This is a genomic window from Pseudomonas sp. TMB3-21 (genome assembly GCF_054898145.1).
In genome coordinates this window covers 4194566-4213581 of the sequence record NZ_CM142718.1, presented here as the reverse complement: position 1 = coordinate 4213581, position 19016 = coordinate 4194566, and the positions used below count along the sequence as shown (strand labels likewise).

Annotated in this window: 13 protein-coding genes; 10 read left to right on the top strand and 3 right to left on the bottom strand. The window is 59.0% G+C overall.

All coding sequences use genetic code 11. From position 1 onward, the window contains the following. Positions 1-15 precede the first annotated feature (15 nt). The 9 genes from gloB (at position 16) to ACYZTS_RS19270 (ending at position 14365) form a co-directional block, all read left to right on the top strand. Positions 16-783, top strand: a complete 768-nt coding sequence (gene gloB / locus ACYZTS_RS19310) for a hydroxyacylglutathione hydrolase (protein ID WP_461991319.1) — start codon at positions 16-18, stop codon at positions 781-783. Between the two features lie 99 nt (positions 784-882). Beyond that, positions 883-2334 carry a transglycosylase SLT domain-containing protein gene (locus ACYZTS_RS19305; protein WP_028621124.1) on the top strand — a complete coding sequence of 484 codons (1452 nt, stop codon included), beginning with the start codon at positions 883-885 and terminating at the stop codon, positions 2332-2334. 226 nt (positions 2335-2560) lie between these two features. Further along, positions 2561-4393: an extracellular solute-binding protein gene (locus ACYZTS_RS19300; protein ID WP_461991317.1), complete on the top strand. Its 1833-nt coding sequence runs from the start codon at positions 2561-2563 to the stop codon at positions 4391-4393. Then, positions 4390-6231: an extracellular solute-binding protein gene (locus ACYZTS_RS19295; protein ID WP_461991315.1), complete on the top strand. Its 1842-nt coding sequence runs from the start codon at positions 4390-4392 to the stop codon at positions 6229-6231. Before ACYZTS_RS19300 ends, ACYZTS_RS19295 begins: the two co-directional genes overlap by 4 nt. 4 nt (positions 6232-6235) lie before the next feature. Continuing rightward, positions 6236-7309 (top strand): microcin C ABC transporter permease YejB, encoded by a 1074-nt coding sequence (locus ACYZTS_RS19290; protein WP_028621121.1) that lies wholly within the window; start codon positions 6236-6238, stop codon positions 7307-7309. Between the two features lies 1 nt (position 7310). Continuing rightward, entirely contained in the window at positions 7311-8330 is a 1020-nt protein-coding gene (locus tag ACYZTS_RS19285; protein WP_028621120.1) for an ABC transporter permease, read from the top strand. A 1-nt stretch (position 8331) separates the two neighbouring features. Further along, on the top strand, positions 8332-9942 hold the full coding sequence (locus ACYZTS_RS19280; protein ID WP_461991312.1) for an ABC transporter ATP-binding protein: 1611 nt from the start codon (positions 8332-8334) through the stop codon (positions 9940-9942). Positions 9943-9963: 21 nt separating this feature from the next. Next, positions 9964-10758 carry an enoyl-ACP reductase FabI gene (gene fabI, locus ACYZTS_RS19275; protein WP_461991310.1) on the top strand — a complete coding sequence of 265 codons (795 nt, stop codon included), beginning with the start codon at positions 9964-9966 and terminating at the stop codon, positions 10756-10758. Positions 10759-10912: 154 nt separating this feature from the next. Then, positions 10913-14365, top strand: a complete 3453-nt coding sequence (locus tag ACYZTS_RS19270; protein ID WP_461991308.1) for a hypothetical protein — start codon at positions 10913-10915, stop codon at positions 14363-14365. Positions 14366-14506: 141 nt separating this feature from the next. Here the strand turns inward: ACYZTS_RS19270 and ACYZTS_RS19265 are convergent, their stop codons facing one another. From ACYZTS_RS19265 to ACYZTS_RS19255, 3 genes are read right to left on the bottom strand one after another with little or no spacing between them, the layout of a single operon-like run. Next, complete coding sequence (locus tag ACYZTS_RS19265; RefSeq protein ID WP_461991307.1) at positions 14507-15085, bottom strand: hypothetical protein; 579 nt, start codon at positions 15083-15085, stop codon at positions 14507-14509. Position 15086: 1 nt separating this feature from the next. Next, positions 15087-17255: a xanthine dehydrogenase family protein molybdopterin-binding subunit gene (locus ACYZTS_RS19260; protein ID WP_461991306.1), complete on the bottom strand. Its 2169-nt coding sequence runs from the start codon at positions 17253-17255 to the stop codon at positions 15087-15089. 18 nt (positions 17256-17273) lie between these two features. Beyond that, entirely contained in the window at positions 17274-17729 is a 456-nt protein-coding gene (locus tag ACYZTS_RS19255) for a (2Fe-2S)-binding protein (protein WP_461991304.1), read from the bottom strand. Positions 17730-18045: 316 nt separating this feature from the next. On the opposite strand from ACYZTS_RS19255, the gene ACYZTS_RS19250 reads away from it, so the two are divergent. Beyond that, on the top strand, positions 18046-18888 hold the full coding sequence (locus ACYZTS_RS19250; protein WP_461991302.1) for an AraC family ligand binding domain-containing protein: 843 nt from the start codon (positions 18046-18048) through the stop codon (positions 18886-18888). Positions 18889-19016 lie beyond the last annotated feature (128 nt).

The following is a 19016-nucleotide window of genomic DNA, read 5'->3' as shown; positions in this document are numbered from 1 at the left end:
TTGGCGAATCCGACGATGATACAGATCACAGCCCTCTGCGCCTTCTCCGACAACTACATCTGGTTGTTACAAGATACTGACGCCCGCCGCTGCGCCGTGGTCGATCCGGGCGATGCCGCGCCGGTGCAGGCCTGGTTGTCAGCCCATCCGGACTGGGTGTTGAGCGATATTCTGATCACTCATCACCACCATGACCATGTCGGCGGTGTGCAGGCATTGAAAAATGCGACAGACGCAAAGGTCTACGGCCCTGCCCGTGAAACCATCCCGGCGCGGGAAGTGGCGCTGGCCGACAACGACCGTATCACCGTCCTGGGGCTGGACTTCGATGTCATCGACGTTCCAGGCCACACCTCCGGCCACATCGCTTTTTATCATCAAGGCATGCTGTTCTGTGGCGACACGCTGTTCGCCGCCGGTTGCGGGCGCCTGTTCGAGGGCACGCCTGAGCAGATGCATTCCTCGCTGACCCGTCTGGCGTCGCTGCCCGAAAACACCCAGGTGTATTGCGCGCATGAGTACACCCTGAGCAATCTGCGCTTCGCCGCCGCGGTTGAACCGGGTAATCGGGATGTCGCCGATCGGCTCGCCGACGTTATCCAGAAACGCGCAGCCGGCACCATCACGCTGCCATCGAATCTGGCCCTGGAAAAACTCACCAATCCGTTTCTGCGGACAGGCGAAACATCCGTTAAAGAAAAACTGGACGAACGGGCTGGGGCCGCCAACCGGTCGCCAAGTGCAGTTTTTGCGGCCCTGAGGGCGTGGAAAGATACGTTCTAAAGGGCCTGCCGGTGGGTACGAAAAATCTGAATGGTTGACCGCAAGGGGTGCACTTTCTAGAATCGCCCGACATTTTTGCCCGGAACTTACTTCCAGCCAATGTCGTCATCTATTCGTAAGTCCATTCATTCAGACGCATTGACCCGCCTGGCTCAAGCCATCGCGGTGGCCGTGTCCGCCACGTTGGCGGGCTGTTCCAGCCATGTGCCGCAGACCGAAGTGACGCACACTCCGAATATCGCGGCACGCGCCAAACAGAAGCCCATCTGGCTCACCGAAAAGCCTGTTCCGCAAATTCCCCAGGACGTCTGGGAGCGCATGCGACAGGGTTTCCAGTTGCAGGACAACGTCGGCGTCAACCCACGCGTCGAGCAGCAGCGCCTGTGGTTCGCGAGCAACCCCTCCTACCTGGAATCGGCTGGCGAACGCGGCAGCCTCTACATTCATTACATCGTCGAGCGCCTCGAAGAGCGCAACATGCCGCTGGAACTGGCCCTGCTGCCCGTGATTGAAAGCTCCTACAACCCGATGGCCTATTCGCGCGCCCATGCAGTGGGTTTGTGGCAATTCATTCCGTCCACCGGCCGTTATTTCAATCTGCGGCAGACACGTTTTTATGATGGCCGCCGCGACATCACCGCGTCGACCACTGCGGCAATGGATTATCTGACCCGCCTGCACGACATGTTCAACGGTGACTGGCTGTTGGCGCTTGCAGCCTACAACGCTGGCGAGGGCACGGTAAGCCGCGCCATCGAGCGCAACGAAAAACTGGGGCTGCCGACCGATTACTGGAACCTGCCACTGCCGGCCGAAACCCAGGCCTACGTGCCCAAGTTGCTTGCATTGTCGCAGGTGGTGCTGGCACCGGAAGCCTATGGCGTGAACCTCAGCCCGATCGCCAATGAGCCTTACTTCCAGGTGGTCGAGATCAACCAGCGCATGGACCTGTCCAAGGTTGCGGCGGTGGCTAACATCGATGAAGACGAGCTGTTCCAGCTCAATCCGGCGTTCAAACAGCGCACCACCATCGACGGTCCTCAGCATTTGCTGGTGCCGACATCGAAAGCGCAACTGCTGACTGCCAGCCTGTCGACCATGCGACCGGACGAATTGATCAGCCAGAAGCCGCTAAAACCGGTCTTCGAGGGTGTTGATCGCAACGAGATTGCCAGCCTCAAACGCGCCTATCGGGTCAAACGCGGCGACAACCTGGGCACAATCGCCAAGGCCAACAAGGTTGACGTCAAGGACCTGCAGCGCTGGAACAAGACGTCTGGCAAAAACCTCAAGGTTGGCCAGACGCTGGTCATGCAGGACACCTCGAAACGTGGCTCCGGACGGGTTAATACCGTCGTGGCGGCAAACAGCAAGTCCGCCGGCAAGTCCAGCAAAAAGGCGCAGACTCAGTACAAGGTCAAGCAAGGCGACTCGTTGTACATGGTGGCCAAGCGTTTCAATGTGGAAATGCAGCACCTCAAGCGCTGGAACCCTCGGGTTGGCCAAGCGCTGAAGCCGGGACAGATGCTGACGGTGTCCTCGCCGCATTAAAAGGAGCCCCTGACGTTCAGGGGCTTTTTTTGCCTGCGATTCGAGGTCCGCTGAAATCTCGCGGTTGCAGAGATTCCAGTGGCGAGCAAGACCTTCACAAATACTGTGTTCTCCGGGCGATCGCGTCCGCAATTAACAACGCATTAATTCAGTGTCTTTTTCCTGCCCATACAAGCTGTTACTGTACGGTCCACTTAGCCCAAGCCGCCTGGATCGAACCTCTGACTTGAAGCGTCCTCTCCTTCTCTGCCTGATCAGCCTGGCCTTGAGCTCTCCCGCAAGCGCGACGATCAGCGAAAGCCACGGTTATGCGCAGTTCGGCACGCTCAAGTACCCGGCCAGATTTACCCACTTCGATTGGGTCAACCCGCAAGCGCCCAAGGGCGGAACATTGCGGGTGATGGCGTTTGGCACCTTCGATACGCTCAACCCCTACACATTCAAGGGCACCAGCCCGGTCGGCACGGCCAATTTCCTGCAGTACGGCATCAACGAGCTGAATGAGCCGCTGATGGTTGGCACCGGCCAGTACGCGCCCTCCGGCGATGAACCGACGTCCAGCTACGGGCTGATCGCGCGTTCGGTGGAATATGCCGAAGACCGCAGCTGGGTGGTGTTCAATCTGCGCCCCGAGGCGCGGTTTCACGATGGCATTGCGATCACTGCGTACGACGTGGCGTTTTCCTACCGCCTGTTGCTCAAGGAAGGTCACCCGCAGTACCGCACCAATCTGCAGGAAGTGTTGCGGGTCGATGTGCTCAACCCGCACCGCATCCGTTTTGTTTTCAAGCGCGCCGGTAATCCGTTGCTGATCCTGCGTTTGGGCGAGTTGCCGGTATTGCCGCAGCATTACTGGAAAAATCGCGACTTCAAGGCCACGACCTTTGAAGCACCACTGGGCAGCGGGCCGTATCGTATTGCCTCGGTCAGCCCCGGACGGCAGCTGGTGTTCGAACGGGTCAAGGATTACTGGGGCAAAGACCTGCCGGTCAATCGCGGCAAATACAATGTCAACCGCATGGAAGTGGAATTCTATCGTGACAGCGACGTCGCGTTCGAAGCCTTCAAGGCCGGCGAATTTGATATCTACATCGAGCATCAGGCGAAAAACTGGCAGAACGGCTACAACTTTCCGGCAGCGCGTCGCGGCGATGTGATCAAAGCGCAGATCCCGCACCAGATCCCGACGCAAACCCAAGGCCTGTTCATGAACAGCCGGCGCGCGACCTTCGCCGACCAGAAGGTCCGTGAAGCGCTGGGGCTGATGTTCGATTTCGAATGGACCAACCGCACGCTGTTCAGCGGCGCCTATAAACGAGCGCTGAGTTACTACCCCAATAGCGAATTCTCGGCGACCGGGCTGCCGGTCGGGCATGAATGGCTGATGCTCACACCGTTTCGCGAGCAACTTCCCGTCAAGCTGCTGACCGAACCGTTCAGCCTGCCGCAGACCGATGGCCGTGGCATCCCGCGGGAAACCATGCGCAAGAGCCTGAACCTGCTCGCCGAGGCTGGCTGGAAGCTCAATGGCCAACGGGTCGAGAACGCCAACGGTCAGCCGCTGCGCCTGGAAATTCTGCTGGTCAATCCCAATCTTGAACGCATCCTTCAGCCCTACGTCGAGAACCTCGCCAGCATCGGCATCGACGCACGGCTGCGCACGGTGGACCGCGCCCAGTACAAACAACGCCTGGATCAATTCGATTTCGACATGGTCCTGTTAACGCTCAACCAGACGCTCAGCCCGGGTCTGGAACAGTGGCAGTACTTTCACTCCAGCCAGGTCGGGATCAAGGGCAGTAAAAATTACGCCGGCATCGCCAACCCGGTGGTCGACCATTTGCTCGAACAACTGCTAGCGGCGCAAACACGCGACCAGCAAGTCGCCGCCGGCAAAGCGCTGGATCGAGTCCTGCTGTGGCAGCACTACATCATTCCCAACTGGTACCTCAATTATCACCGTCTGGCTTACCGCAACCGGTTCGCCTTCATCACCACGCCGCCCTATACCCTGGGCCTGAGCGCGTGGTGGTTGAAATCTTCGGAGAAAGATCGATGAAACCTGTACGCGCCCTGCTCTTGCAGGCCAGTGGCCTGTTATTCGCCGGGCTGGCCTGCGCCGCCCCACAACATGCGCTGACCTTGTACGACGAGCCACCGAAATACCCAGCCGACTTCAAGCACTTCGACTTCGTCAACCCGGACGCGCCCAAGGGCGGCACATTCCGCCAGGCCGGTTCCGGTGGCTTCGACAGCCTCAACCCGTTCATCAGCAAAGGCGTGCCGGCCGATGACATCAGCCTGATCTACGACACTCTCGCCAAACAGAGCCTGGACGAACCGTTTACCGAGTACGGACTGGTCGCGGGCAAGATCGAGAAGGCTCCTGACAACAGTTGGGTGCGCTTCTACCTTCGCCCGGAAGCACGCTTTCACGACGGCCACCCGATCCACGCCGAAGACGTGCAGTTCAGTTTCGACATGCTGACCAAGGAAGGCGCGCCGCTGTATCGCGGCTACTACGCCGATGTCGCCGAAGTCATCGCGGAAACCCCGAACACCGTGCTGTTCAAGTTCAAGCACAGCAATAACCGCGAATTGCCGCTGATCCTCGGTCAGTTGCCGGTGCTGCCCAAGCACTGGTGGGCCACCCGCGACTTCAACAAGGGCAATCTGGAAATGCCGTTGGGCAGCGGCCCTTACAAAGTCAGTGAAGTGAAGGCCGGACGCTCGATTCGTTACGAGCGGGTCAAGGATTACTGGGGCAAAGACCTGCCGGTCAATCGCGGTTTCTACAATTTCGACGTGATGTTGACCGACTATTACCGCGACAACACGGTCGCGCTGGAAGCACTCAAGGCCGGGCAATTCGATTACTGGCTGGAAATGACCGCCAAAAGCTGGGCCAACGCTTACAACGTTCCGGCCGTCACCGAAGGTCGCCTGATCAAGGAACAAATCCCCAACGGCAACCCGACCGGCATGCAGGGTTTTGTGTTCAATCTGCGTCGTCCGGTGTTCCAGGATATACGCGTGCGTCAGGCGATGACCCTGTTGCTGGATTTCGAGTGGACCAACAAACAACTGTTCAACGGCGCCTATGCGCGCACCCGCAGTTATTTCGAGAACAGTGAGATGGCGGCGACCGGTCTGCCGGATGCCGATCAACTGGCGATCCTCGACCCGTTTCGCGGCAAAATCCCTGACCAGGTGTTTAATGAGGCCTTCGAGAACCCGGTCACCGACGGCAGCGGCATGATTCGCACCCAGCAGCGCAAGGCCTACCAACTGCTGCAGGAGGCCGGCTGGCGCATCGTTGACGACAAGATGGTCGACGCCACGGGCAAACCGGTGAGCATCGAGTTTCTGCTCGCCCAGACCGAATTCGAGCGGGTGCTGCTGCCGTTCAAACGCAACCTGAGTGATCTGGGGATCGAGCTGGTGATCCGCCGGGTCGACGTTTCGCAGTACATCAACCGCGTGCGTTCGCGGGACTTCGACATGGTGGTCGGCGGCTTCCCGCAATCAAGTTCGCCCGGCAACGAGCAGCGCGAGTTCTGGATGTCTACGGCGGCGGACAAGCCTGGCAGCCGCAACTCGATGGGTCTGAAAGATCCGGTGGTCGATCAACTGGTTGAGCAACTGATCAACGCCGATTCGCGCAAAAGCCTGGTGGCCCACGCGCGCGCGCTGGACCGCGTGCTGCAATGGGGCTATTACGTGATCCCCAACTGGCACATCAAGACCTGGCGCGTGGCGTACTGGAATCACATCGGCCATCCGAAGGTCCCGCCCAAGTATGACGTGGGCATCAATACCTGGTGGATCAAGCCGGACGCGAAACCGGCGGTAGAAGTCGAAACCCAACTGCAAGCCGACCCTGCGGGCACGGAGTAATCAGATGCTGGCGTATATTTTTCGGCGACTGCTGCTGATCATCCCGACCTTGTTCGGCATTTTGCTGATCAACTTTGTGATCATCCAGGCTGCCCCCGGTGGTCCGGTGGAACAGATGATCGCCAAGCTTGAAGGTTTCGAAGGCGCGACCAGCCGGATTGCCGGGGGCGGTGCCGAAGTGTCGGTGGCCGGCTCGGCTTATCGCGGGGCGCAGGGGCTGGACCCGGCGCTGGTGAAAGAAATCGAGCACATGTACGGCTTCGACAAATCGGCGCCGGAACGCTTGTGGATCATGATCAAGAACTACGCCACGCTGGATTTTGGCGACAGTTTTTTCCGCGACGCCAAGGTCATTGACCTGATCAAGGAAAAGATGCCGGTGTCGATCTCGCTCGGGTTGTGGAGCACGCTGATCATGTACCTGGTGTCGATCCCGCTGGGGATCGCCAAGGCCACGCGACACGGCAGCCATTTTGACGTCTGGACCAGTTCGCTGATCATTGTCGGCTACGCAATCCCGGCGTTCCTGTTCGCCATTTTGCTGATCGTGGTGTTTGCCGGCGGCAGCTATTTCGACTGGTTCCCGTTGCGCGGCCTGACCTCCAACAATTTCGATGAACTGACCATGGGCGGCAAGATCCTCGATTATTTCTGGCACTTGGCCCTGCCGGTCACCGCGCTGGTGATCGGCAACTTCGCGACCATGACTTTGCTGACCAAAAACAGCTTCCTCGATGAAATCAACAAACAGTACGTGGTCACGGCCAAGGCCAAGGGCCTGACCAATCACCGCGTGCTCTACGGCCACGTGTTTCGCAACGCCATGTTGCTGGTAATTGCCGGGTTCCCGTCGGCGTTCATCGGCATTTTCTTCACCGGCTCGCTGCTGGTGGAAGTGATCTTCTCCCTTGATGGCCTCGGCCTGATGAGCTTTGAAGCGGCGATCAACCGCGATTACCCGGTGGTGTTCGGCACGCTGTTCATCTTCACGTTGCTGGGCTTGATCGTGAAGTTGATCGGCGACCTCACCTACACTTTTGTCGATCCGCGGATCGACTTCGAAAGCCGGGAGCATTGAGATGAACCTGTCCCCACTCAATCGCCGCCGTTTCGAACTGTTCAAGGCCAACAAGCGTGGCTGGTGGTCGTTATGGCTGTTCCTCGTGCTGTTCGGCTTGAGCCTCGGCGCCGAATTGATCGCCAACGACAAACCGCTCGCGGTGCACTACGAAGACGGCTGGTATTTCCCCGCACTCAAGCGCTACCCGGAAACCGCGTTCGGCGGCGAATTCCCGCTGGAGGCCAACTACAAGAGTCCGTACATCCGCGAACTGCTCAAGGCCAAAGATGCCTGGGTGCTCTGGGCACCGATTCCCTACAGTTACCAAAGTATCAATTACGACCTGAAAGTCCCGGCCCCCGCTCCGCCTTCGGCAGACAACCTGCTCGGCACCGACGACCAGGGCCGCGACGTGCTCGCCCGGGTGATCTACGGCTTCCGCATTTCGGTGCTGTTCGCCCTGACGCTGACCATTCTCAGTTCGATCATTGGCGTGATTGCCGGCGCGTTGCAGGGCTTTTATGGCGGCTGGGTCGATCTCGCGGGGCAGCGGTTTCTGGAGATCTGGTCCGGGTTGCCGGTGCTGTATCTGCTGATCATTCTGGCCAGCTTCGTGCAGCCGAACTTCTGGTGGCTGCTGGGGATCATGCTGCTGTTCTCGTGGATGAGCCTGGTCGACGTGGTGCGGGCCGAGTTCCTGCGCGGGCGCAACCTCGAATACGTGCGCGCGGCCCGGGCGCTGGGGATGCAGAATGGTGCGATCATGTTCCGCCATATCCTGCCCAACGCGATGGTCTCGACCATGACGTTCATGCCGTTCATTCTGACCGGCGCCATCGGCACGCTGACCGCCCTGGACTTCCTTGGCTTTGGTTTGCCGCCCGGCGCGCCGTCACTGGGCGAATTGGTAGCGCAGGGCAAATCCAACCTGCAAGCGCCGTGGCTGGGCATGAGCGCGTTTGCGGTGCTGGCATTGATGTTGAGTTTGCTGGTGTTCATCGGCGAGTCCGCTCGCGATGCTTTCGACCCGAGGAAGTGAAATGAATCAGGACAATCTGATCGAAGTGCGCGACCTGTCCGTCGAATTTATCGTCGGCGAACGCTGTCAGCGCGTGGTCGAAGGCATCAGTTTCGACATCAAGCGCGGCGAAACCCTGGCGCTGGTGGGCGAAAGCGGTTCCGGCAAATCGGTGACGGCGCATTCCATCCTGCGGCTGCTGCCCTACCCGCTCGCGCGGCATCCGTCCGGGACCATTCACTATTCCGGCAAGGACCTGCTGAGCCTGAAAGAGAAAACCATACGGCACATTCGCGGCAACCGGATCGCGATGATTTTCCAGGAGCCGATGACCTCGCTCAATCCGCTGCACTCGATCGAAAAGCAGATCAACGAAGTGCTGGGGATTCACAAAGGTCTGGTCGGCAAAGTCGCGACCAGACGCACGCTGGAACTGCTGGAAATGGTCGGCATTCCCGAGCCGCACAAACGCCTCAAGGCCCTGCCCCATGAATTGTCCGGCGGCCAGCGCCAGCGGGTGATGATCGCCATGGCCCTGGCCAACGAGCCAGAGTTGCTGATTGCCGACGAGCCCACCACTGCGCTGGACGTGACCGTTCAGCTGAAAATCCTCGAATTGCTCAAGGAATTGCAGGCCCGTCTGGGCATGTCACTGTTGCTGATCAGTCACGATTTGAACCTGGTGCGAAGAATTGCGCATCGCGTATGTGTCATGCAGCGCGGTTGCATCGTCGAACAGGCATCGTGCGAAGAGTTGTTCCGCACGCCGCAGCATCCGTACACTCGGGAACTGCTGGCAGCGGAGCCCAGCGGCAAGCCGGCGACCAATGAAATAGGCCCGCCATTGCTGCAGGTCGAGGACCTGAAAGTCTGGTTCCCGATCAAGAAAGGCCTGCTGAAAAAGACCGTCGATCACATCAAAGCGGTCGACGGCATCAACTTCAGCCTGCCGCAGGGCCAGACATTGGGGATCGTTGGCGAAAGCGGATCCGGCAAGTCGACGCTCGGTCTGGCGATTTTGCGGCTGATCGGCAGCAAAGGTGTCATCCGTTTTGAGGGCAAGCAGCTAGACTGCCTGACGCAGCAACAGGTTCGTCCGCTGCGCCGGGAAATGCAGGTGGTGTTTCAGGACCCTTTCGGCAGCCTGAGCCCGCGCATGTGTGTCAGCCAGATTGTGGGTGAAGGCCTGCGGATCCATAAGATGGGCACCGAGGCGGAACAGGAACAAGCGATTATTGCGGCACTCAAGGAGGTAGGCCTAGACCCGGACACCCGGAACCGCTACCCCCACGAATTTTCCGGCGGGCAGCGGCAGCGTATCGCCATTGCCCGGGCCCTGGTGCTCAAACCGGCGCTGATTCTGCTGGACGAGCCAACTTCGGCGCTCGACCGGACAGTGCAGCGGCAAGTGGTGGAGCTGCTGCGTTCACTGCAAAGCAAGTACAACCTGACGTATCTGTTTATCAGCCATGACCTGGCTGTCGTCAAGGCGCTGAGCCACCAGCTGATGGTGGTCAAGCATGGCCAAGTGGTCGAACAGGGAGACGCGCAAAGTATTTTTGCCGCCCCCCAACATCCGTATACACAGCAGTTGCTGGAAGCCGCTTTCCTGGCACCAGCCACTGCGCAATAACCTGAAAGAGAGGAGCAACACATGGGTTTTCTCGCCGGTAAGCGCGTACTGATCGTCGGTGTCGCCAGCAAGCTGTCCATCGCATCCGGCATCGCTGCCGCCATGCATCGCGAGGGCGCTGAGCTTGCCTTCACTTATCAGAACGACAAACTGAAAGGTCGTGTTGAAGAATTCGCACAAGGCTGGGGCTCGAACCCTGAGCTGTGCTTCCCGTGCGACGTGGCCAGCGATGAAGAAATCGCCAAGGTCTTCGAAGCCCTGAGCAAGAAGTGGGACGGCCTGGATTGCATCGTGCACTCCGTTGGCTTCGCCCCGGGCGACCAGCTGGACGGCGACTTCACCGAAGCCACCACCCGCGAAGGTTTCCGCATCGCTCACGACATCAGCGCCTACAGCTTTGTGGCCCTGGCCAAGGCCGGTCGCGAAATGATGAAAGGCCGCAATGGCAGCCTGCTGACCCTGTCGTATCTGGGTGCCGAGCGCACCATGCCGAATTACAACGTGATGGGCATGGCCAAGGCTTCGCTGGAAGCTGGCGTACGTTATCTCGCTGGCTCCCTGGGCCCGGACGGTACCCGCGTCAACTGTGTATCGGCTGGCCCGATCCGCACCCTCGCCGCTTCCGGCATCAAGAACTTCCGCAAGATGCTCGCTGCCAACGAAGCGCAAACCCCGCTGCGTCGCAACGTCACCATCGACGAAGTCGGCAACGCCGGCGCCTTCCTGTGCTCGGACCTGGCGTCCGGCATCAGCGGTGAAATCATGTACGTGGACGGTGGCTTCAACACCACGGCCATGGGCAGCCTCGAAGAGTAAGGTTTGACGTGACACAAAAAACCGCCGGTTTCGGCGGTTTTTTTTCGTCTGGACATTGGTGATCGACATGTCTCGGCGCGATGCCTTAACTATGTACCGCCAACGCGGCCTCGCCTCGCTCGACAATGACTGACAGCAACAATCTGCTGTGTCATTGGAGATTCACATGAGCGAAACGTTAGAGACGCCGTCGCCCGACCGGCACAACCAGGCAATGATCGACGCGATAACCGCCGAGCTATCGGCGGTCCCCGTCGCCAATCAGGACGCCAACCCGCCGCGCACGCTCACCATTGCTCGGGACAGTCTGCTGCATGACTGGATCGAAATTTACTGGGCAGCACTCGAGCGCACGGAATTTCTCGACTGGGCCAGCACTTACGACATCGACTTCGACACGTTCAACATCAAGGGCGACACCCTGGAAGCTTCAACGCTGAGGGACGGAGTGCACGTCACCCAGGTATTCACGCTGGAAGACGCATCCGGATGGTGGAAAGTTGCGCCGATCATTCAGGCCATTGCGCAGAAAATTGATCCTGCCGGGCACGGGCTGCCGCATGTGGGCGGCAAATCCAAGAATCCGCTTCACGCATTTCCCCGCCGAATTGTCCTGGCGTTTTATGGTTACCCCGAACCCGAAAACCGATTGCAGGCCAAGGTCATTGCAGCGGAACTGAAGGACAGCGGATTCGCCCCCATCGGGGACACCGGCCACACCACGTCCGCACTGGTCGGCGAGCGAGCGTCGCAACTGGAAGACTACCTCACCATTGCGCGAGAACTGGAGCTGGGGCTCGACACATTTGACGCCGAAGATACCCCGTTTGACTCGACCGAGCTCGGCCGAAAGCGCGTAAGCCTCACGTCCGGTTCGCTGTTGGCATCGACGCTTGAAGCGGGCGCAACTGCCTTGCAAGTGCTGATCGGCACTGACGAATTTCTGGAACTGGCGAATCTGTCCTCTCCCCATACAACCTGTGATTACTCTGCTCAGGTGCAGAAATTCTTTTTCACCCTGAGCGATGGTTCCGTCGTCGAACGTCCGCAGCGATTGTTCATCACCGGTTTACCGGCCGAAGCCTTGACGCTGCTCATACAGCTTGCCGGGAAGACCGACACCATCATTTCAAGCGATAAAAAACTGCGTCTTGATCAGGTGATGGAGTGTTACGGGCTCAGTGTCTCTGCTGAAGCCTCTGGCGTAGAAGCGCTGGTAAGCCGCTTGCGCAAGCACACTTGGTCCGACTTGCCTTACGTCAGTGAATTCATCCAGAGCAGAGGCCCGGTCCGCAGCTTCACCCTCGCATTCGGGCAAGTGGAGGATTACCGCCACATCAGCAGACGACTGGAGGTTCTGAGCAACAAATGGGAAGACCAGGATCCGATCAGTCTTGCGGAATTCAGTAAGCCAGATCCGAGATCACCGCTTGGCATAAACATCGACGCCGGCAAGCAGCAACTGTTGGATTTCAGGTCTCGCGCTGACTTTCAGCGCTTGTTGAAAAGCAAGGGACTGGCCGCCGATAGCAGGCTTCTGCTGACCACCGGTGGGCACGTTGGCGCACCTGGTAAAAATGAAAAGTGGGCAGAACTTACCGAAGATGTAGAGGCAGACAGTGCATTGAAAGCCGCAAGGGATCGGTTACGACCTGTGGCCGAACGGGTTGGCGGATCCCTGCGTACCAATGGTCAGGTCAGCCTCGCCGAAATGCTTCGTGCCTACAGGATTTTGCAACCGGTGAAAGCGGCTTCAGCGCGAATCATCGCGCAGTGGCTCAAACCCATGCAGCTCTTGCGGCCAGGCTTTATGGATCACTGGCATCTGCTCGGCAAGCCTGGCGAACTGGGTAAATTGACCGATGCGCAGCGCAAAATCGTGATTGATACAACCACGGTTTTTCTCGCACAGGTTGAAGTGCCGTTGCTTGATTATCTGTGCGAAGGGGTTATTTCCGAATCGACTCCAGCGATACTTGGCATCAAAGCGGATTTCCTGATCAGCCAGATATTGATCTCCGCTCGCGCGCATGAGTTGGGCAATCAACTCTTGCTCAACCTGTTTCCGGATGATGGGAACGCTACAGAATCTCGAGCTCTTAACCGAGACCGCTTGGTATTGACTGCGCTGCTGCTGAGCTTCGACCCCCGTGCCGGTCAGCGCTCGGACACGGTCATCGATCAAAAACTTAATGACAGTTTTTTCTGGGGTGAATCTTACAGAGACGTTCGCCGATACATTGATGGCCAGTTCGCTCTGAGGTTTGTCAAACATAAGCCGTTGGCCACGCATTTGTTGTTGTCCGGTATCGCCCCCGAGTTTCTGATCAGGGATACTCCCGAAGCCCTTCGTTATATGAGTTCCTATGCATGGGTCAAACTCAAGCAAGTGGTGCTTTTCATCGAGGAAGGCATGCCGGGTATGTCTCGCCTGATGACTTATGCCGAATTGATGGCGTTGTCTGAACTTCCCGTTGTGTCCGCCGTACAGACTTTCCGCACGCAAGAAGTGCCGGCGAAACTCCCCTTGGACTGGGCGATCAGCAGAGGCTTGATCGAAGAGCGATCAGCTACTGGGCTGGTCACTGCTGGCAGCGAAGAGGCGCGAATGAAAAAGGCCGCCAGTGCTTTCGATGCGCATTGTCTGCAGCTGTTCCATGACTTGAATAAAGGCTTTTATGCGCCGGTTGAAACGCCGTATACGGTGGCCCTTGCCGACCTGAGGCGGGTGTTCAAGGACAACGTTTTTCTTGAGAGCAAAGTGTTGCGCTCGAACTCGGATAGCGTCCTTCGATCCGCAGATCCATCAACTGATCTGCAAACCCCGCAGAACAAATTCTCGCTGGTCGAACTGCACATGGCCAACGAACTCAAACCTGACATGAAGGGTTGGGAGTCGACCGTGTTGCACGTGAAGCTGTCGGAAATGACGTCGGCATTTGCGCGTCTCAAACCTGTGTCTGGCGAGTTTGCAAAGGCACTTGAAGCCCGGCTGAAACTGATGAAAAGCGCATTTGCAGCGCTGATCAAAGAGCATTTCAGTCAACTGCCGATCGTGCAACGACTCGATCTGGAGTGGAACCGGTTCGAACTGTTCGCCCTTCATCCTGTGCCGTCACGCAGGATCAGCCTCTCAGGGGAGGACATACCGAACGGCCCATTTGCGATGATTTTGTCGTGCTCCGGCAGTTTTCCTCGTATCTATGAAATTTTTATGCGTGATGGAACGGTCCGTCTGCGCCGGGATATCGACCATTCGATATTGGTGCCTGCGACCGACAGCGATGTGCCGCGTCAATTGCCTTTTGATGCCGATGCCTACCTGAAGGGGGCAAAGCCTGAAGCACTGGCTAGCTGTCGCGGCATTGTCAAGCAGCTGCACATTGAGGGGACGCCGCTGACGGAAGATGCCCATCAGGCGATTCCAGCGACGTTCACATCGGCGCGAATCAATGCAATCGCCGCAACGGCGGTGAAGCAACTCTTTGATGCTTTTGAGCCTTCGGCCGTACGTCGTGCCCAGGGTGCTATCAAGATTGAGGATGTGGCGAACAGTCATGCAACGTGGCAGGAATTTTTCCGCTCGCTGACGCCGCCCGGAGTGTAGCGTCCGCCGGCTCCTACGGGGTTTTGTGGCGTGGCGACACTCGGAGTATGTCTTCAACCCTGTAGGAGCCTGGTTTGCCAGCGATGGCGTCTTCAACATCGCCATCGCCAGCAAGCCGACGAAGTTTCAACATCATTGCAATCAGATGCCCGCCACCGGGCACGGGCCACCGGCGTCGGCCCAGAGTTTGAACTGTGCGACGAAAATGTCGTGCGGCACTGGCACCGTTGCCCTGCCCTCGCCCGGGTTCCAGCCCCACAGCACCAGTTTGTCCTCGCTGACGTGTTTGAGCATGGCGACGAAATCACGGTCGCCGTTCTCGGAGCGGTCCTTGATCATCGCGCAGAGCTTGTCGGCCGGCAGACCGATCCAGGCCATTTTGTGCGCCGCTGGCGGCAGGCTCCAATGGGGTGCGCCGGGCGGTGTATGGGGGCCGTAAGTGGCTGGCGGATTGCTTTCGGCATGGCACGTCGTGCAAGGCAAACCGGCCGCGCCTTTGCCATCCAGACCACGCACCACGTTCATTGCATGGGGAATGCCTTCATCGAACTGCAGCGGCGAATCCCCGGGAATGTGACAGTTCTGGCAACGCGGACTCTGCAAGACTTTTTGCACGGTCTCGAAAGCCTTGACTGCAGCCTTGTCATCCGCAAACAAATCGGTCGCGTAAGTGGTCAGACCGACCATGACCACTGCGCCAAGTACAAGATGTCGTTTCATTTCAGACCCCCGACAGTTGCAAGGGCAATTCGCGCAGACGCTGTCCGGTCAGCGCGAAAACCGCGTTGGCCACCGCCGGCGCTGTCGGTGGCACGCCAGCCTCACCGACGCCGCCGGGTTTGTCGCTGCTTTCGACAATATGCACCTCGACCCGCGGCATTTCACTTAGCCGCAACACTTGGTAGTCATGGTAATTGGATTGTTCTACCTGCCCGTCCTTGAACGTCAGTTTGCTGTGCAAGGTAAATCCGAGGCCGAAGGCGATGGCCGACTCCATCTGCGCAGCAATGCTCAGCGGGTTGACCGCGATGCCGCAGTCCACCGCGCACACCACCCGGTGCACACGAATACCCAGATTTTCCTGAGACACTTCGGCGACCTGCGCCACGTAACTGCCAAACGATTCGTGCACCGCGACACCGAGCGCATGGCCATCGGGTAAAGGCGCCTGCCAGTTGGCTTTTTCCACGGCGAGGTTGAGCACGCCCAGATGCCGCGGATGCTCCTTGAGCAACGTCCGTCGATACTCCACGGGGTCCTTGCCAGCCGCTTCGGCCAGTTCATCGATCAGCGATTCCATGACAAACGCGGTGTGGGTGTGCCCGACCGAGCGCAGCCACAATACCGTGATCCCGGTGTTCGGCGAGTGCAAGTCGACTTGATGGTTAGCCAGTTTCGCCACATAGGGGCTGTCGGCCACGCCTTCGACCGACGTTTTGTCGACACCGTCCTTGACCATACTGGCCTCCAGCATGGTGCCGGCCATGATTGATTGCCCGACCAGCACATGCTTCCAGGCAATCGGTACCCCGCTCGCATCCAGGCCGACGCGGGCCTGATGCACGAAAGCCGAGCGGTAATAGCCACCGCGGATATCGTCCTCGCGCGCCCACACGGTTTTGACCGGCACGCCGGCCGCCTTCGCCACCTCCACCGCCTCGGCGACGAAGTCTGAAGTCGGGTTGGCGCGACGGCCAAAGCCGCCGCCGAGGAACTCGGTATGAATCTCGACCTGTTCGGGTTTGAGCCCGGTGATCTTGCCGGCGATCATCTGGTCAAGCGTTTGAAATTGCGTGCCGGTCCATATCTCGCATTTGTTCTGGGTTATTTTCACCGTGCAATTGAGCGGTTCCATCGGCGCATGGGCCAGGTATGGCACGCTGTATTCGACGTCGACGGATTTAGCGGCTTTGCCCAACGCCTGCTCGACATCGCCGGCTTTAGCAGCAGAAGTACCGGCAGTGCTCGCCAGTTTGCGAAAGCGCTCCAGCAGTTTCTGGCTGTCGAGCCCGGCGTTGGCGCCCTGGTCCCAGTCGATTTTCAGCGCATCGCGGCCCAGCTTCGCGGCCCAGTAATGGTCGGCGATCACCGCCACACCGGTCGGCACTTGCACAACTTTGTGCACGCCCGGAATCGACAACGCATCAGCCCCTTCGAATGATTTGACGGTGCCGCCGAGCACCGGCGAGCGGGCGACCAGGGCGGTCATCAGCCCGTCAAATTGCACGTCGATACCGAATTTGGCCCGACCGGTAATTTTCTCAGGGGTGTCCAGGCGCTTGGTGGGCTTGCCAATGAGCTTCCAGTCCTTGGCCTCCTTCAAGGTGATCGACGCCGGATCCGGAACCGGCAGTTTGCCGGCGTCATCCGCCAACTCGCCATAGGTGGCGCGCTGTTCGCCGGCGATGACCACCCCCGACTCGGTGCGCACGCTCGACGCTGCCACATTGAAACGCTTGGCGGCAGCGTCGATCAACATCAGGCGCGCGGCCGCACCGGCCTGCCGGTAACGATCGAATTCCATCCACGTGGACGTCGAGCCGCCAGTAATCTGCATCCCGCCAAATCCGGCCATGCCATAGTCTGCTGCCGAGGCGGGAGAATGTTCGACGCGGATCTTCGACCAATCGGCATCGAGCTCCTCGGCGATCAGCATGGTCAGGCCGGTCCAGATGCCCTGACCCATTTCCGAGTGGCCCAGCAGCACGGTGACGCTGTTGTCGTTGCCGATCCGCAAGAACGCATTCGGAGCGAACACGTCGCCCTGATTTTCGGCCCCCCTGGCAAACCGGTGCGCGCCGGGCAACACAAACGCGACGACCAGGCCACCGCCGAGCAGCGCGCTGCCCTTGAGAAAGCCACGGCGAGATAACGGATTGATGCTGTTCATCGCTGAGCCTCTGCGTTATCAACCGATGTCGGCGGCGCGTTTGATCGCTGCACGAATGCGTGGATAGGTGCCGCAGCGGCAAATGTTGCCGGAGAGTGCCTGATCGATGTCGCTGTCGGTCGGTTTGGGAATCTTCGCCAGCAACGCGGCCGCCGACATGATCTGCCCGGACTGACAGTAGCCACACTGGACCACATCAAGTTCAGCCCAGGCTTGCTGCACCGGATGCGAACCATCGACGGACAGGCCTTCGATGGTGAGGATTTTCTGTCCATGGGCGACCGCTGTGGCGGGCGTGATGCACGCGCGCAATGGCGCACCGTCGACATGCACGGTGCAGGCGCCGCACTGCGCCATCCCGCACCCGAACTTAGTCCCGGTGAGGTGCGCAACATCGCGCAGTACCCAGAGCAGCGGCATGTCCGCCGCGACATCCAGTTCCTGGTCCTGGCCATTGATGTTGAGGGTCAGCATTGCGAAGTTCCTCAGACGCAAGGTGTTCTGAAGGGCGTCGCTGTGACGATCAACCGCCTACGCGCGCCTCGGGTTATCCCTACAGCTAAGCGCAAAATCCCGGGCAAGACCGGTTCATCGACCACCGGTCACCTTCAAATCGCACACTCCCCCCGTAGCAGCTGCCGAGCTCCGCGAGGCTGCTGCTACAGAACGGGATGCTGCGCTGGAACCCGAGGCTTAAGGCGGAGGCTGTCGGGATTTTTCCGATCAGCGAATTTGTCGGTGCTGATCGTGGGGAATACACTCCCGAGCAAGCCCGCCGAGAGCTGTACTGATGAAGCATCTATCTGGAAAAAATGCCGACACAGCGCCCCGCTTCTGGCGCGACGACGCCCTGCCCTTCATCGAAGCCCGTGCCATCGCCGACGGCCGCGAAGTCTGTTACACCCGGCATTCCCATGCGCACTTTTCCATCGGCGCAATCACGGCCGGGCGCAGCACTTATGTGCATGAGCAAATGGACTGTGAGGTCAGCACCGGCACGGTCGTATTGATGAATCCAGGCGACGTGCACGCCTGCAATCCGATCGACTATCAGCCCTGGTCATACGTGATGCTGTATGTGGAAACGCCGTGGCTCAGTGACTTGCAGCACCAGCTCGGGTTCAGCCAGGACCAGGCGTTTCGCCGGTTTGCCGTGACTCACACTACCGATCGAAGCCTTTTTGATGGATTGAAAAATCTGTACACGGTGCTGACCGACACCGACCAGGACATCCTCTGCAAACACAGCGCAGCGGTGGAATATTTCACCGAGGTGCAGCAATGCCTCAACCCCGGCGAGCAACCGCTGCGCGAAGCCAATTCCAGGCTGGAACGCGCAGCCGAATACATTCGTGAAAACTGCACGCAGATGCTCAAGCTCGAAGATATCTGCGAGGCGGCGCAACTGTCGCCGTCGTATCTGATACGCGCCTTCAAACAGCATTTCGGTATGACGCCTCACGCGTTTCTGATCAACCGACGCATTCAGTTCGCCCAGGAACAATTGCGTCGAGGCAAATTGATAGCCGATGTCGCCCTGGAAGCCGGTTTTTCCGATCAGGCACACTTCCAGCGAGTGTTCAAACAGCACTTGGCGGCGACGCCGGGGCAGTATCAGCGTCAAGCCATCTAAACAATCGAGGCAACTTCGCGATTTAATCTGCGCGACATGCATTGTTACCCTGCCAATCCTGAAAACTAACAAACCGACACACACAACTTAAACCCTCATCGCGAACTTGCACTACTCTGCGCACTATC

Coding starts and splice junctions, on each gene's coding strand:
- ACYZTS_RS19285 (WP_028621120.1), top strand. CDS start 7,311: ATGAACCTGTCCCCACTCAATCGCCGCCGTTTCGAACTGTTCAAGGCC.
- ACYZTS_RS19250 (WP_461991302.1), top strand. CDS start 18,046: ATGAAGCATCTATCTGGAAAAAATGCCGACACAGCGCCCCGCTTCTGG.
- ACYZTS_RS19295 (WP_461991315.1), top strand. CDS start 4,390: ATGAAACCTGTACGCGCCCTGCTCTTGCAGGCCAGTGGCCTGTTATTC.
- ACYZTS_RS19280 (WP_461991312.1), top strand. CDS start 8,332: ATGAATCAGGACAATCTGATCGAAGTGCGCGACCTGTCCGTCGAATTT.
- gloB (WP_461991319.1), top strand. CDS start 16: ATGATACAGATCACAGCCCTCTGCGCCTTCTCCGACAACTACATCTGG.
- fabI (WP_461991310.1), top strand. CDS start 9,964: ATGGGTTTTCTCGCCGGTAAGCGCGTACTGATCGTCGGTGTCGCCAGC.
- ACYZTS_RS19260 (WP_461991306.1), bottom strand. CDS start 17,255: ATGAACAGCATCAATCCGTTATCTCGCCGTGGCTTTCTCAAGGGCAGC.
- ACYZTS_RS19255 (WP_461991304.1), bottom strand. CDS start 17,729: ATGCTGACCCTCAACATCAATGGCCAGGACCAGGAACTGGATGTCGCG.
- ACYZTS_RS19290 (WP_028621121.1), top strand. CDS start 6,236: ATGCTGGCGTATATTTTTCGGCGACTGCTGCTGATCATCCCGACCTTG.
- ACYZTS_RS19305 (WP_028621124.1), top strand. CDS start 883: ATGTCGTCATCTATTCGTAAGTCCATTCATTCAGACGCATTGACCCGC.
- ACYZTS_RS19265 (WP_461991307.1), bottom strand. CDS start 15,085: ATGAAACGACATCTTGTACTTGGCGCAGTGGTCATGGTCGGTCTGACC.